Source organism: Streptomyces sp. NPDC051109 (assembly GCF_044455885.1).
Classification (GTDB): domain Bacteria; phylum Actinomycetota; class Actinomycetes; order Streptomycetales; family Streptomycetaceae; genus Streptomyces.
In genome coordinates this window covers 169,508-183,736 of the sequence record NZ_JBITFF010000016.1, presented here as the reverse complement: position 1 = coordinate 183,736, position 14,229 = coordinate 169,508, and the positions used below count along the sequence as shown (strand labels likewise).

Genomic DNA, 14,229 nt, shown 5'->3' with positions numbered 1-14,229 from the left:
GGGGGGGGGGCCGGGGGGGGGCGGGCCCCCGCGGGCCCCGGGGGGGGGGGGGGGGGGGGGGGGGCGGCCCGGCCCCCCGCCCCGGCCGGGGGCCCCCCCCCCCGGGGGGGGGGGCCGCCACCGCCGTGTCAGGCGGGAGGGGGTCCGGCCATCAGCCGCCGGACACTCCCTAGTTGCCCTTGACCGTGACCTTCTCGTCGTTCTGGATCTGCTTGACGAGCTGCTGCACCTTCGCCTTGTCCCAGATCAGGTTGCCGCCGCGCTCGCCCGAGATCGGCATGTTCATCGACACGCCCTCGCCGCCGCTGATGCCCTTCATCGCGAAGAACATGTCGGCCAGGTCCCACAGGGACATGTCCTTGTCGACGATCAGCGTGTCCAGACCCGCGCCCAACACCGGGTACAGCTTGAACGGGTTGAGGATCGTGCCGGGCGTCGCCGCCTGGTTGGCCAGCGTCGACAGGAACTTCTGCTGGTTCTTCGTACGCGCCAGGTCCGACTCGGCGAACGCGTACCGGGTCCGGACGAACGCCAGCGCCTGGCTGCCGTTGAGGGTCTGCTCGCCGGCCTTGAAGTCGGCGCCCGACTTCTCGTCCTTGAAGCCCTTCTCGATGTTCATGTCGACACCGCCGAGGGCGTCCACGATGTTCGCGAACCCGGCGAAGCCGATCTCCGCGTGGTGGTCGATGCGCAGGCCCGTGTTGTACTCCACGGTGCGCACCAGCAGTTCCGGGCCGTCGTCCGCGTACGTCGCGTTCAGCTTGGTGTGCTTGCCCGTGCCCGCGAACTTCTTCCCGGACTCGGAGCCGACGAACGACGGGACCTCCACGTCCGAGTCGCGCGGCAGCGAGATCATCGTGTTCCCGCTGGAGCAGGCGGCCAGGATCATCATCGAGTCCGTGCGCTTGCCCTCGGCCGAGCCCGTGTGGAGCTTCTTCTTCTCCTCGTCGGACAGGCCCTCGCGGCTGTCCGAGCCCACGACCAGGTACGTCGTGCAGTCGCCCTCCTTCGGGCGCTCGATGACCTTGGAGAGGTCGACCTCGCGGCGCACCTTGGAGTCGGCCCAGAAGTACGTGCCGATGGTGGTCGCGAGCAGCGCCGTGACGAGCACGATCGAGCCGATCTTGATCCGCTTGCGCCAGTCCGGGGCCGGTCCGGCCGGCCGCCCCGGCCGCCCGCCGGGGCCCCCGGGACCGGTGGGCGAACCCGGGCCGCCCGGACCCGCCGGGGCGCTCTGCGGCCGCCCGTAGACCTGGCCGGTGTTGTAGCCGCTGTCGTAGCCGTACGAGTCGTGGCTCGGGGCCTGCTGCGGAGGCACCCCGTACGCGGGCGGCTGCCCGGGCCGGGCCGGCGGCTGCGCCGGTCGCTGCGGTTGCTGCTGCGGCGGCACCGGCCGCTGCTGCCGGCGCTGGACATGCGGCATCCGCCGGGCACCCTCAGGCTGCGCCTGCGCGCTGCCGCGTCCGTACCGGTCGTCTCCGCTGTCGTTGCGCCCCTCGGGCCACTCACTCATGCCGCCTAGGATGCCTGGCCGGATACGGTGCCCGACAGTCCGGGCGGAGCTTCGTTCCGGTGCTGTTGCAGAGCTGATGCCTGCGCGTCGGCTTTAAGGTAGGCGCATGACAGAGATACCGGTCGCGACGGCCGGCGAACCCCAGGGCAAGCCGATCTCGGCCTCGCGGACCACGCTCAGCCACATCATGACGGCCAACGACACCAATCTCCTCGGCACGGTGCACGGCGGCGTGATCATGAAGCTGGTGGACGACGCGGCGGGCGCCGTCGCCGGGCGCCACTCCGGCGGCCCCGCCGTCACCGCGTCCATGGACGAGATGGCCTTCCTCGCCCCGGTCCGCGTGGGCGACCTCGTCCACGTGAAGGCCCAGTGCAACTGGACCGGCCGCTCCTCCATGGAGATCGGCGTACGGGTCCTCGCGGAGCGGTGGAACGAGTCCACCCCCGCCACCCAGGTCGGCAGCGCCTACCTCGTCTTCACCGCCGTGGACGCCGAGGGCAAGCCGCGCACGGTCCCGCCGGTGCTCCCCGAGACCGACCAGGACCGCCGCCGCAACCAGGAGGCCCAGATCCGCCGCACGCACCGGCTGGCCCGGCGCCGGGCGATCATGGCGCTGCGCGAGGAGCGCGCGGCCCAGGGCTTCGACGACGACTGAGACCGGTCACCGACGAAGGAGCCCCGTCGCCGACGGCCGGGACCCGTCGTCACTTCCCGCAGATCACCTGGTCGCCGGTGACCACCCCGTACTGTCCCTGGTTCGGGTCCTCGGGCCGGACCGGCACCACCTTCCGGTAGTCCGCCCCGGCGATCACCAGCACCGTCCGCCCCTGGCCCGCCACCGCCCGCAGCTCGCTGCCGGGCAGCGCGGTCGACACCGTACGGGCCGAGCGGTCCCAGCGCGGGTCGTACGCGATCACCGTGCGCTTGACGTCGCGGCTCGCGCCGTTGCCCGGGGCCCGGGTGGTGTCGAAGCCGGTGGCGCGCAGCGCCGCGTCCACCCGCCCGCCGAGCCCGTCGATCCGGGTGCCGTTCTCCACCTGCACCCGGATCTGCTGCGGCGGTACGTCCACCGGCACCGCCGGCTGCTGCTGCGGCCGGCCCTCGGGCTGCCGCCCCGGCGCGGCGGGGGCCAGCGGCCGGTCCAGGCGCAGTGCCTCGAAGAGCTTCGCGGCCTTCGGCGCGTCCCACTTCACCGTCGAGCCGATGCCCTTGACGGGGTACGAGGGGTTCCCGATCGGGACCGAGGCGAACTCCGAGGACGCCGGGGTGAAATCGCGCAGGGCCTGCCCCAGGGCCAGCATCTGCTCCGAGCCGAAGCCCCGGTCGGCCCGGACGGAGCCCAGCAGCGTGGAGCTGACCTCCTTGAACTTCACCGGGTTCAGCAGCACCCCGCCGCCGGTGGCCTGCTTGATCAGGGCCGCGACGAACCGCTGCTGGCGCTGCATCCGGCCGAGGTCGGCGGCTCCGTCCACATGGCGCGAGCGCACGTACTGCAGGGCCTGTCCGCCGCTGAGCCGGTGGCTGCCCGGCAGCAGGTCCAGGCCGGTGTTCTGGTCGCGCAGGGCCTTGGCGGTGCAGATCTCCACGCCGCCCATCGCGTCGACCGTCTTCATGAAGCTGGCGAAGTCGACCTCCAGGTAGTGGTCGATCTTCACCCGGGTCATGCTCTCGACGGTCCGCACGGTCAGCTGGGGCCCGCCCTCCGCGTACGCCGCGTTCAGCTTCACCGGGTGCGGCCCGTGCTGCTTCCCGCTGGACTCGTCCCGGTGCTCGGGCAGCTCGGCGTAGCTGTCGCGGGGCAGGCTGACCACGCTGGCCCGCTCCCGGTCGGCGGAGAGGTGCACCAGCATGACGGTGTCGGTGCAGTGGCAGGGGGCGCCGCCGAGGCGGTACTCGCGCTTGTCCTCGGGGGTGATCCTGTCCCGTCCGTCGGTGCCGACCAGCAGGAAGTTCAGGCCGTGCCCGGCCTGCGGCCGGTTCTTCATGTCCTTGAACGGGTCCACCCGCTCGATCCCCGTGTCCAGGCCGGTCATCACCGCGTGCCCGATCGCCCCGGAGCCCAGTACCGCCACCGCCAGCCCGGCCGCCAGCCGTACCCCCCACCGGGGCCGGGCGCCCTCCCGGCGCCGGTCCGGAGCACCTCCGCGCCGCGCGCGCTGCGGCCGCGGGGGCCGGGCGGGTCGGGTGGGACGGTGCGGCTGGGGCACGGGGGACACCTCCGCGGGGACGGCAGGGCCGACAGGAGCGAACCGGACACTTCAAGGCCAGACACATCGGGCAGACACATCGGGCAGATCGTCAGAACAGTAGGCCCATACGATCAGCCGCTGTCCCTACCGATCATGCGGCGCGCACCCGTTTCCCCCGTACGCGGTAACGTGACACCGATACCCGACCGTGAAGGACCACATGCCCGCCCAGCAGCCCGCAGTCTCGGTGATCATGCCGGTGCTCAACGAGGAGCGCCATCTGCGTGACTCCGTCCGCCACATCCTCGGACAGGAGTACGCCGGTGAGATGGAGGTGGTGATCGCGCTGGGGCCGTCCAAGGACCGCACCGACGAGATCGCCGCCGAGCTCGTACGCGAGGACCCCCGCGTCGTCACCGTTCCGAACCCCTCCGGCCGCACCCCGGCCGCCCTCAACGCCGCCATCAAGGCCTCGCGTCACCCGATCGTGGTACGCGTCGACGGCCACGGGATGCTCTCGCCGAACTACATCGCCACCGCGGTCCGCCTCCTGGAGGAGACCGGTGCGCAGAACGTCGGCGGCATCATGCACGCCGAGGGCGAGAACGCCTGGGAGGACGCCGTCGCCGCTGCGATGACCTCCAAGCTCGGCGTCGGCAACGCGGCCTTCCACACCGGAGGCAAGGCCGGCCCGGCCGACACCGTCTACCTGGGTGTCTTCCGCCGCGAGGCGCTGGAGCGTGCGGGCGGCTACAACGAGGAGTTCATCCGCGCCCAGGACTGGGAGCTGAACTTCCGCATCCGCGAGGCCGGCGGGCTCATCTGGTTCTCGCCCGAGCTGAAGGTCCAGTACCGGCCGCGGCCGTCCGTGCGGGCGCTCGCCAAGCAGTACAAGGACTACGGCCGCTGGCGGCACGTGGTGGCCCGCTACCACTCGGGCTCGATCAACCTGCGCTACCTCGCCTCGCCGACCGCCCTGTGCGCGATCGCCGCCGGTGTCGTGGTCGGCGCGGCCGTCAGCCCCTGGGGCTTCGTGGTCCCCGCCGGCTACCTCGCGGCGATCACCGCGGGCTCCGTCCCGGCCGGCAAGGGGCTCTCCCTGAAGGCGCGGGCGCAGATCCCGGTGGCCATGGCCACCATGCACATGTCCTGGGGCTTCGGCTTCCTGACCAGCCCGCGCTCGCTCGCGGCCAAGGTCATCGCCAGCCGCCGCCCGGCGGTGCGCCGGGACCTGGCCAGCGAGGTCTGAGCAGGCCGCGGACGCACGTACGGCGCGCAGGTACACGTGAAGGGGCCCGGTGGCGACAGCGCCACCGGGCCCTTCGTGCCTACGGTCCTACCAGGTGAAGCCCGGCTGGATCGCCATGCACTCCTTGTCGTCGTCGCCGTTGAACGGACGGGCGGAGTCCGGGGCCTTGGTGGGGGCGGCCGGCGGCGGGGTCGGCGCGTTGCCGGCCCGCCAGTCCTTGCCGACGAGGAGCACGATCCCGGTGACGTCCTCGGACTTCTCCACGGCGCTCGCCGGCAGGCCGAGCGCGGTGGCCACGGCCGCCGCGTCACCCGCCTGTTCGGGGCTGGAGAAGCGGATCACGGTGGTGTCCTCGGCGCCGGTCTGGGTGTTGGCCTGGGCCTTGGTGAAGCCCTTGCCGACCAGGAGGGCGGCGACCTCGTCGGCCCGGCCCTTGACCCGGGTTTGGGCGCCGTCCTTGCCGCCGGTCGCGTTGCGCACGCTGACCGCGATCTTCGCCGGGGGCGCGGCCGGATCGGCGGCCGGCTGGGACGGGGCCGGGGCGGAGGCGGCGGGCGAGGCCGGGGTGCCGTCGGGGTTCGGGTTCCCGGAGCCCTTGCCGTCGAGCGCGATGTCCTCGCGGACCATCCGGAACAGGGCCTCGGCCTCGACCGGCTTGGGCTCGACCCGGCCCTCCTCGCGGGTGCTGTACACCCACGGCATGGTCGTCATGGTGATCCGCCCGGTGGGGACCTTCTTGAGCTCCATGCTGAGGTCGTACAGCTTGTCGATCTTGTTCAGGCCGGGGTCCACGACCATGGCCTTGATGGCCGCCTGCGCCAGGCTGTTGAGCTTCATAGGGTTGCTGAGCTTGGCGTTCTTGCGGAACTCGCGGGCCATCGAGTTCATGTACATGTGCTGGGCGTGGGTGCGGCCGAGGTCGGTGCCGTCCTCGAAGCCGTAGCGGGTGCGCAGCCACTGGAGGGCCTGCTCGCCCTGGATGGTGTTCGTCCCGGCGGGCAGCTTCAGGCCGGAGCCCTTGCCGTCCTTGGTGCGCGACTCCACGTTCTGCTGGACGCAGACCGGGACGCCGCCGATGGCGTCCGCCATCGTCACCACGCCCTTGAAGTCGATCATCATGAAGTGGTCGATCGGGATGTGCGTGAGCTCCGTCCAGGCGGCGACCGTGCAGCCCGGTCCGCCCCGGCCGAGGGACTCGTTGGTCTGCACGAGGCCCCGGCTGGCCTGGTGGACCTTGCCGCCCGGGCCCGGCTCGGTGCACTTCGGCATCATCAGCATCGTGTCGCGCGGCATGGACACGACCGACATGTTGCTGCGGTCGGCCGACAGGTGCAGCAGCATCTGCACGTCCGCGAGGGGCGGGCCGCCGAACGTGTCCGTGGCCCCGCCGAGGGCCTGGTTGGCCGCGTCGTCACGGGCGTCGGAGCCGATGAGGAGGATGTTCAGGGGGGTCTGGCCGAAGGCGTTGGGCTTGGAGCCGCCCAGCTTGTTCTCGCCGAGGTTCAGGACGTCCGTCTTGATGCTGCCGTTGAGGTGGCGGTAGTAGAGGTAGCCGCCCGCCGCCGTCACGAGTATGAGGAGCGACAGCACGGAGGACACCCAGCGCAGCACCCGCCGCCGGCCGCTCCGCTGGGGGCTGCCTGCGCCGGCCCCGCCTCTCGGTCTGGGGACGTTGCCGGACGCACCGGATCCGCCGCCGGATATCTCACCGGGCTGGGCGGGCGCCCCCTCCCCTCGCACACTGCTGTGCCTCACACGTCCCCCTCAAGATTCACTTCGTGTCGTGGTGTGCCGGTGCAGGTTCCACCGGCACGGGCCGGCCTGCTTGCCTTGCTCGGTCGTGCTCGGCTTGCCTGCCTTGCTGTGGTGCGGCGCATCGGCGCGCGTGCGCCGCGGCCCGCGTGCCACTGCGGCCCGCTCGCCGCCGCGGTACCGCGGCCCTTCCTGCCGGGCCTACTTGGCGCAGATCGCCTTGTCGGCCTCGACCCGCTGGATGTCCTCCGGCGCCTTCTGCGGCGCCGTCAGCGAGACCCCCGCCCCCTTGAAGTCGGCGCCGAGCGTCAGCTTCATCGGGGTCTTGGGCGCGGCGTCCGCCGAGCCCATCTTCAGTGCCGTGCCCGGCAGCCCCATCAGGTCGGCCAGCGCCCGGGCCTGGTCGGCCTGGTTGGGCGCGTACTCCAGCTGCGTCGTGTCGACCTTGGCGGGCGCGTTGCCGCGGTTGCTGGACTTGTTCACGCCCTTGCTGTTCTGCAGCCAGGTGACGGTGGTGGAGGCCGCGCCGCCGGGGCCGCCGCCGTTGAAGACGTCCACCCGTACGTCGCCGGCGGGCGCGCGGTTGCCCTGGAGCAGGGCGTCCGCCTTGCCCTTGGCCTCCGCGTCGGCCGCGTCCTTCGCCGCCTGCTCCTTCTTCTCGACCTCCGTCAGCGAGACGTCGCCCTGGATCATCTTCAGCAGCGGATCGGCCAGGCGCCGGTCGACGACGACCGTCGCCTTCTTGTCCTCGGGCTCGGCCGGGTTGTCGAGCACCGGGAGGGTGGTGAAGGTGATGTTCTTGAGGTCCATGTCCTTCAACTCGCCGGCGAGGTTGGTGAGTTTGTCGATGGATCCTATGCCCGAGTCGACGGTCAGCGACTTGGTGGCCGCCTCCGCGAGGGAGAAGAACTTCTTCGGACTGGTCAGCGTCTCCTTCGACTTCATCTCGCGCATCATCGAGCCCAGGAACTGCTGCTGGGTCTTGATCCGGTCGAGGTCACCGTGGTTGCCGAACGAGTGCCTGGTCCGTACGAAGGCCAGGGCCTGCTCGCCCTGCAGCCGGTGCTCGCCGGCGTCCAGCTTCAGCTTGGAGTCCTTGTCGTCCACGGCCTTCGCGAGGCAGATCGGAACGCCGCCGACCGCCGTGCTCAGCACCTTCACCGCGTTGAAGTCGACCATCATGAAGTTGTCGACCGTGATCCCGGTGATCTCCTTGACCGTGCGCATGGTGCAGCCCGGGTCGCGGCCCTCCTGGCCGAGGCTGACGTTGAACCGGGTCCCCTTCTCGCCGGGGACGGTCTTCGTCGAACCGTCGGGCTGCTTCGTCGGGCAGGCCGGGATGTTCGTGATCAGGTCGCGCGGGATGGACAGCGCGGTGGCGTTGCTGCGGTCCTTGGAGACGTGGAAGAGGATCGTGGTGTCGGCGTGGCCGACGCTCTCCGCGTCCCCGTAGCCCTCGTTGCCGGCGCCGCTGCGCTTGTCGGTGCCGATGACCAGGATGTTGATGGGCTGGTCCTTCTTGAACCCGCCCGTGCCGGCGTCACCGACGTCGGTGACGTTGAGGTTGTTGTTCAGGTGGTCGTAGTAGAGGTACGCGCCCACCGAAGCGCCGACCAGCAGGAAGGCCAGGGTGCCGCCGGTGACGACCAGGATCTTCTTGCGCCGGCCGCCGCCTCCGCCGCCCTTGCGCGGCCGGCCGCCGCGCCGCCCGGGCGGACCGTCGCCGCGCCGCGGCCCGGGCACCCCCGGAGACGGGGCCTTGGGTGCCTTGGGGGCCGCCGGCGCGCCCGGCGCACCGGTGCGGGCCGAAGAGGGTCTGCGGGGGGTGGCGACAGAGGGCTGCTGCGCAGCGGAACGGTCCAGTCGCAGTTCGTAGTTGCCAGTGCGGGGGTTGAGCACCCACTGGTCTGCGGGGTCGATTTCTTCCGCCCGCCCACGGCTTTGCGCATCCACGGTTGCTCGAATCCTCCGTCGGTGCCTCGCGACGCGCCTCCCCCAAGACGCTCGGTCAACGATCCGGCTGCTGGTGCACGGCCTCTTGGTCTGGCCGGGGCACCGGATCGCTCACCTTATCCGCCCCAGTTGACTGCAAACCATGGTGGTGACAAATTCCACTCCCCTTATAACGGGCCAAACCGCCCAAGGCCTTCGGTTCGGACACCGCCTTTGGGGATTGCTTTACCGGCAATCGGTCGCGCCCGCCGTGGTTCCTGTGAAGGTGGGGACGGGCGCGGGGGTGGATCCGGTTCCCCTCGGGGACGGCGAGGCCTCGCCGTCGGCGGCGCGGGCGGTCTCCGGGGCCTGTCCGGTTTCGGCCGCCTCCGGGCTCGGCGGGGTCACCGAGAGCGGCCTGTCCGCCCGCAGCTGCTCGAAGAGTTGGGCCGCCTCCGGCTGCACGAGCTCGTCCCGGTTCGGATCGGCGGCGTACGGGCGGCGGGGCACCGTCAGGAACTTGACCTGCTCGGCCGGTATGTCCCGGATGCCCCGTACCAGTTCGTACAGGCCGCGCAGCGAGGCCAGTCCCGGGTCCGTGGTCACCGAAGAGGTCGCCGCGTCCAGCAGCGGGTACAGCCGGCCCGGGTTCAGCAGCACCCCGGTGCTCTGCACCTTCTTGACCAGCGAGCCCAGGAACTGCTGCTGGCGCTCCATCCGTTCGGTGTCGCTGCCGTTGCCCAGGCTGTAGCGGGCGCGGACGAAGCCGAGGGCCTGCTCGCCGTGCAGGATCTGCCGGCCGGCCGGGAGCTTCAGCTTCGCCTCGGCATCGTTCATGGGCTGCTTGAGGCAGATCTCCACCCCGCCGACCGCGTTGACCATCTTCTTGAACCCGCCGAAATCCACCACCATGTGGTGGTCGATCCGGATTCCGGTCAGCTTCTCGACCGTACGGATCGTGCAGGCGGCCCCGCCCCACTGGTACGCCCAGTTGAACTGGGCGAGCCGCTCGGCGCTGCGGCTCCCGTCCGCCGTCAGGCAGGCCGGGATCCGCGTCATCAGGTCCCGGGGTATCGAGACCGCGGTCGCGCTCCTGCGGTCCGCGGGCAGGTGCAGCAGGATCGCGGTGTCCGAGCGCTCGGTGCCGCGGTCCTGGCCGTAGCGGGCGTTCTCCTTGCCGGAGCGCGAGTCCGAGCCGATCAGCAGGATGTTCTGCGAACCGCCCACGGAGTGCGTGGGGCGCTCGCGCTCGTAGCGCTCCAGCTCGGCCGCCGCGGAGGTGTCCTCGGTGATGTTCCCGTCGAGCTTGCGGTAGAGCCACCAGCCGACCGCGGCCCCGCACAGGACCAGCAGGGCCAGCCCGAGGGCGATCCAGCGCAGCAGGCGGCGCCGGCGGCCGCGCGGAGGCTTCGAGGAGCCTCCGGCCGCTTCGGTGCCGCCCGGTATGCCTGCGCTGTCCGTCACTGGCGTTCCGTCCCCTCGCCTCTCCACGCACGTCAGGCCGTACGACTGAAACCACGACCTCAGCCGATCGTGCCCCGCCCCCACCGCCCCGGCCCGGGGACAGCCCCCTGTCTAGACCCGTGTGGGTGACAGATCGCGGCAACGCGAACGGCCCCCGGCACAATGCCGGGGGCCGTTCGACGGCTGCGGGTCAGGCGCGGTTACGGCAGGTTGCGGGCCATGACGATGCGCTGGACCTGGTTCGTGCCTTCATAGATCTGCGTGATCTTCGCGTCGCGCATCATGCGCTCGACCGGGTAGTCGCGGGTGTAGCCGTAGCCGCCGAGGAGCTGGACGGCGTCCGTGGTGACCTCCATGGCGATGTCGGAGGCGAAGCACTTGGCCGCCGCGCCCAGGTACGTCAGGTCGGCGTCACCGCGCTCGGAGGCGGCGGCGGCCTGGTAGGTCAGGGCGCGGGCGGCCGAGACCTTCATGGCCATGTCCGCGAGCATGAACTGCACGCCCTGGAAGTCGCCGATCGGCTTGCCGAACTGCTTGCGCTCCTGGACGTAGCCCTTGGCGTAGTCCAGGGCGCCCTGGGCGATGCCGAGCGCCTGGGCGGCGATGGTGATGCGGGTGTGGTCGAGGGTCTTCATCGCCGTGGCGAAGCCGGTGCCCTCGGCGCCGATCATGCGGTCGGCCGGGATCCGCACGTTGTCGAGGTAGACCTCGCGGGTCGGGGAGCCCTTGATGCCGAGCTTCTTCTCGGGGGCGCCGAAGGAGACGCCCTCGTCGGACTTCTCGACGACGAAGGCGCTGATGCCCTTCGAGCGCTTCTCCGGGTCCGTCACCGCCATGACCGTGTAGTACTCGGAGACGCCCGCGTTGGTGATCCAGCGCTTGACGCCGTTGAGGACCCAGAAGTCCCCGTCGCGCACGGCGCGGGTCTTCATGCCGGCGGCGTCCGAGCCCGCGTCGGGCTCGGAGAGGCAGTAGGAGAACATGCCGTCGCCCTTGGCCAGCGGGCCGAGGTACTTCTTCTTGAGGTCCTCGGAGCCGGAGAGGATCACCGGGAGCGAGCCGAGCTTGTTCACGGCCGGGATCAGGGAGGAGGACGCGCAGACGCGGGCCACCTCCTCGATCACGATCACGGTGGCCAGTGCGTCCGCGCCGGCACCGCCGTAGGTCTCGGGGACGTGGACGGCGTGCAGGTCGTTGGCGACGAGCGCGTCGTGGGCCTCCTGCGGGAAGCGGGCCTCCTCGTCGACCGCGGCGGCGAACGGCAGGATCTTCGCCTCGGCGAGCGAGCGGACGGACTCGCGGAGCATGTCATGCTCCTCGGCCGGGCGATACAGGTCGAAGTCGGCAGAACCCGCCAAGACTCTCACTCCCCAAGTGTGATGCGTGATGCTAACTACCGTTAAGTAACCCAAATCTTAGTGTCCGGCGTCCCGGCAGCGATATGTACGGGGTACGTGAGCTGCGTGACAGCCGGGTCTCCTGGGGAACGTCCCCGCGGACCGGCCCGACTATGCTCAGTGGCCGCAAACGGCCCCGCACCTCTGGAGCACCCATGGCCCCCCTCAGGATCACTGTGATCGGCACCGGCTACCTCGGCGCCACCCACGCCGCGGCGATGGCGGAGCTGGGCTTCGAGGTGCTCGGGCTGGACGTGGTGCCGGAGAAGATCGAGATGCTGTCCGCGGGCCGGGTGCCGATGTACGAGCCCGGACTGGAGGAACTCCTCGCCGCGCACGTCGAGGGCCTGCCGGGCTCGACCGGGCGGCTGCGCTTCACCCGGTCCTGGGAGGAGGTCGGCGCCTTCGGCGACGTCCACTTCGTCTGCGTGAACACCCCGCAGAAGCACGGCGAGTACGCCTGCGACATGAGTTACGTCGACTCCGCGATCGAGTCCCTCGCCCCCCACCTGACCCGGCCCGTCCTCGTCGTCGGCAAGTCCACCGTGCCGGTGGGTTCGGCGGAGCGGCTCGCCGCGAAGCTGGCCGAGCTGGCCCCGGCGGGCGATGAGGTCGAGCTGGCGTGGAACCCGGAGTTCCTGCGGGAGGGCTTCGCCGTCCAGGACACCCTGCACCCCGACCGGATCGTGATCGGCGTCCAGGGCGACCGCGGCGAGAAGGTCCTGCGCGAGGTGTACGGGACGCCCATGGCGGAGGGCACCCCGCTGGTGGTGACCGACTTCCCGACCGCCGAGCTCGTCAAGACCGCCGCCAATTCCTTCCTGGCCACCAAGATTTCGTTCATCAACGCGATGGCGGAGGTCTGCGAGGCGGCCGGCGGCGACGTGGTCAAGCTGGCCGAGGCCATCGGCCACGACGACCGCATCGGCAAGAAGTTCCTGCGCGCCGGCATCGGCTTCGGCGGCGGCTGCCTGCCCAAGGACATCCGGGCCTTCATGGCGCGCGCCGGCGAGCTCGGCGCGGACCAGGCGCTGACCTTCCTGCGCGAGGTCGACTCCATCAACATGCGCCGCCGCGGCCACATGGTCGAGCTGGCCCGCGAGGCCGTGGGCGGGTCCTTCCTCGGCAAGCGGGTCGCGGTGCTCGGCGCCACCTTCAAGCCGGACTCCGACGACGTGCGCGACTCCCCCGCGCTGAACGTGGCCGGGCAGATCCACCTCCAGGGCGGCCAGGTCACCGTCTACGACCCGAAGGGCATGGACAACGCCCGCCGCGTCTTCCCCACGCTCGGGTACGCGGACTCGGCGCTGGAGGCGGCCCGTGGCGCGGAGGTCGTCCTGCACCTCACCGAGTGGCGCGAGTTCCGCGACCTCGACCCGGTGGAGCTGGGCGCGGTCGTCACCGACCGGCTGATCCTCGACGGCCGCAACGCCCTGGACACCGACCGCTGGCGCGCGGCCGGCTGGACGTACCGCGCGATGGGCCGCCCGCGGGCCTGAACCCCAGACCGGGGAGCGGGATCACGCCGGTCTGCGGTGCTGGGCCGCGCGGGCCGTGAATTCCGCGTCGCGCAGCACCCGCTGGGCGTTGCCCCAGGTCAGCAGTGCCAGGTCGGTCTCCGACCAGCCCCGCTCCAGCAGCTCCGCGATCAGCCGCGGATAGCCGGAGGGGTCGGTCAGGCCCGTCGGCCGGGGGACGCCCGGCTCGGTGCCGAAGGTGGCGCCGAGGCCGACGCAGTCCGGGCCGGCGACGGCCCGTACGTGCTCCACGTGGTCGGCCACCGCGTGCAGGGAGTCCCCGGTCTGCGCGGCGTCGAAGGTGACCATCGCCAGACCCTGCGCGGCCCGCAGCGCCAGCAGCACCTCGTCGGTCACGTTCCCCGGATGCGGGTTCAGCGCCGCGGCCGCGGTGTGCGAGACGACCACCGGGGCCTTGGAGGCCCCCGCGAGCTGGCAGGCCACCTCCGGCGTGCAGCCGGTCAGGTCCACCAGCATCGCCAGCCGGTTCATCTCCTTGACCACCTCGTGGCCGAAGGGAGTCAGCTCCTGCCCGGCCCAGGGCGCTCCCGCGGGCGCGAGGATCCGTACGCCCAGTGTGTGGAAGGCGCGCAGCGCGCCCAGCGAATCGGTCAGCGTACGGCCCGGCACGGGGCCCAGGAACGAGGCGATCCGGCCCCGGTTGCGGGCGTCGGCCATGTCGTCCGCGGTCAGCGCGAGGCTCAGGCCGTCCGGGTAACGGCGCATCAGGGCCAGCGCCACGTCGATCTGGTCGAGGGTGTCGGACAGCACCTGGTCGGCGCCCGCGGCATCGTCCGGCGGCAGCAGCGACCAGAACTGCGCGCCGACCCCGCCGGCGCGCAGCCTCGGGATGTCGGTGTCGACGCCGCTGTCGGGCGTGTCGATGTCGTGGTACGGGCTCTGGCGCAGCGTCCAGACGAGGGTGTTGTGCCCGTCGGCGACGGGATGCACGGACAACAGCGCGACGGCCCGCTCCAGGGCGCTGCCCGCCACCGCGGCGGGCGTGTCCTCGGCTCCCGCGGAGCCCGGGCCCACGGGGAGCGTTTCGGCGGTGTACGCGGTGTGCGCCGCACAGGCGGCTTGCGGTTCATCCTGCAGGTCGGCCATGGCGTTCGGCTCCGGTCTCGGCGGCAGCAGGGAGGAAGATGCTGCCACCGTGACACGCCAGGCGGCCGGGTCGCCCGGCGGATGTGGCGTTCGGGTGTCACCCGCA

General features: G+C 71.6%; 10 protein-coding genes. 3 read left to right on the top strand and 7 right to left on the bottom strand.

What is annotated here, in order from left to right; translation table 11 throughout:
* Positions 1–169 precede the first annotated feature (169 nt).
* Positions 170–1,513, bottom strand: a complete 1,344-nt coding sequence (locus tag ACIBAD_RS27140) for an LCP family protein (protein ID WP_398909013.1) — start codon at positions 1,511–1,513, stop codon at positions 170–172.
* A gap of 106 nt (positions 1,514–1,619) precedes the next feature.
* Between ACIBAD_RS27140 and ACIBAD_RS27135 the strand changes: the two genes are divergently transcribed.
* Positions 1,620–2,171: an acyl-CoA thioesterase gene (locus ACIBAD_RS27135; protein WP_134073854.1), complete on the top strand. Its 552-nt coding sequence runs from the start codon at positions 1,620–1,622 to the stop codon at positions 2,169–2,171.
* A gap of 49 nt (positions 2,172–2,220) precedes the next feature.
* Here ACIBAD_RS27135 and ACIBAD_RS27130 read toward each other — a convergent pair whose 3' ends face one another.
* Positions 2,221–3,723 carry an LCP family protein gene (locus ACIBAD_RS27130; protein ID WP_134073852.1) on the bottom strand — a complete coding sequence of 501 codons (1,503 nt, stop codon included), beginning with the start codon at positions 3,721–3,723 and terminating at the stop codon, positions 2,221–2,223.
* Positions 3,724–3,925: 202 nt separating this feature from the next.
* Between ACIBAD_RS27130 and ACIBAD_RS27125 the strand changes: the two genes are divergently transcribed.
* Positions 3,926–4,954 (top strand): glycosyltransferase family 2 protein, encoded by a 1,029-nt coding sequence (locus ACIBAD_RS27125; RefSeq protein ID WP_134073850.1) that lies wholly within the window; start codon positions 3,926–3,928, stop codon positions 4,952–4,954.
* Between the two features lie 87 nt (positions 4,955–5,041).
* Here the strand turns inward: ACIBAD_RS27125 and ACIBAD_RS27120 are convergent, their stop codons facing one another.
* The 4 genes from ACIBAD_RS27120 to ACIBAD_RS27105 form a co-directional block, all read right to left on the bottom strand.
* Positions 5,042–6,694, bottom strand: coding sequence for an LCP family protein (locus ACIBAD_RS27120; RefSeq protein ID WP_398909029.1), 1,653 nt, complete (start codon positions 6,692–6,694; stop codon positions 5,042–5,044).
* A gap of 213 nt (positions 6,695–6,907) precedes the next feature.
* On the bottom strand, positions 6,908–8,659 hold the full coding sequence (locus ACIBAD_RS27115) for an LCP family protein (RefSeq protein WP_134073848.1): 1,752 nt from the start codon (positions 8,657–8,659) through the stop codon (positions 6,908–6,910).
* A gap of 225 nt (positions 8,660–8,884) precedes the next feature.
* The gene (locus ACIBAD_RS27110; protein ID WP_398909010.1) at positions 8,885–10,102 is read right to left on the bottom strand and encodes an LCP family protein; all 1,218 of its coding nucleotides are present in this window, start codon (positions 10,100–10,102) and stop codon (positions 8,885–8,887) included.
* Positions 10,103–10,302: 200 nt separating this feature from the next.
* Positions 10,303–11,460, bottom strand: coding sequence for an acyl-CoA dehydrogenase family protein (locus tag ACIBAD_RS27105; RefSeq protein WP_053693660.1), 1,158 nt, complete (start codon positions 11,458–11,460; stop codon positions 10,303–10,305).
* A gap of 194 nt (positions 11,461–11,654) precedes the next feature.
* On the opposite strand from ACIBAD_RS27105, the gene ACIBAD_RS27100 reads away from it, so the two are divergent.
* Positions 11,655–12,998: a UDP-glucose/GDP-mannose dehydrogenase family protein gene (locus tag ACIBAD_RS27100; protein WP_134073841.1), complete on the top strand. Its 1,344-nt coding sequence runs from the start codon at positions 11,655–11,657 to the stop codon at positions 12,996–12,998.
* Between the two features lie 21 nt (positions 12,999–13,019).
* On the opposite strand, the gene ACIBAD_RS27095 is transcribed toward ACIBAD_RS27100, so the two are convergent.
* Positions 13,020–14,171, bottom strand: a complete 1,152-nt coding sequence (locus ACIBAD_RS27095) for a dipeptidase (protein WP_398909006.1) — start codon at positions 14,169–14,171, stop codon at positions 13,020–13,022.
* Positions 14,172–14,229 lie beyond the last annotated feature (58 nt).

Bases quoted from the DNA above. Each gene is read 5' to 3' on its own strand.
- ACIBAD_RS27140 (WP_398909013.1), bottom strand. From the start codon at position 1,513: ATGAGTGAGTGGCCCGAGGGGCGCAACGACAGCGGAGACGACCGGTAC.
- ACIBAD_RS27135 (WP_134073854.1), top strand. From the start codon at position 1,620: ATGACAGAGATACCGGTCGCGACGGCCGGCGAACCCCAGGGCAAGCCG.
- ACIBAD_RS27125 (WP_134073850.1), top strand. From the start codon at position 3,926: ATGCCCGCCCAGCAGCCCGCAGTCTCGGTGATCATGCCGGTGCTCAAC.
- ACIBAD_RS27100 (WP_134073841.1), top strand. From the start codon at position 11,655: ATGGCCCCCCTCAGGATCACTGTGATCGGCACCGGCTACCTCGGCGCC.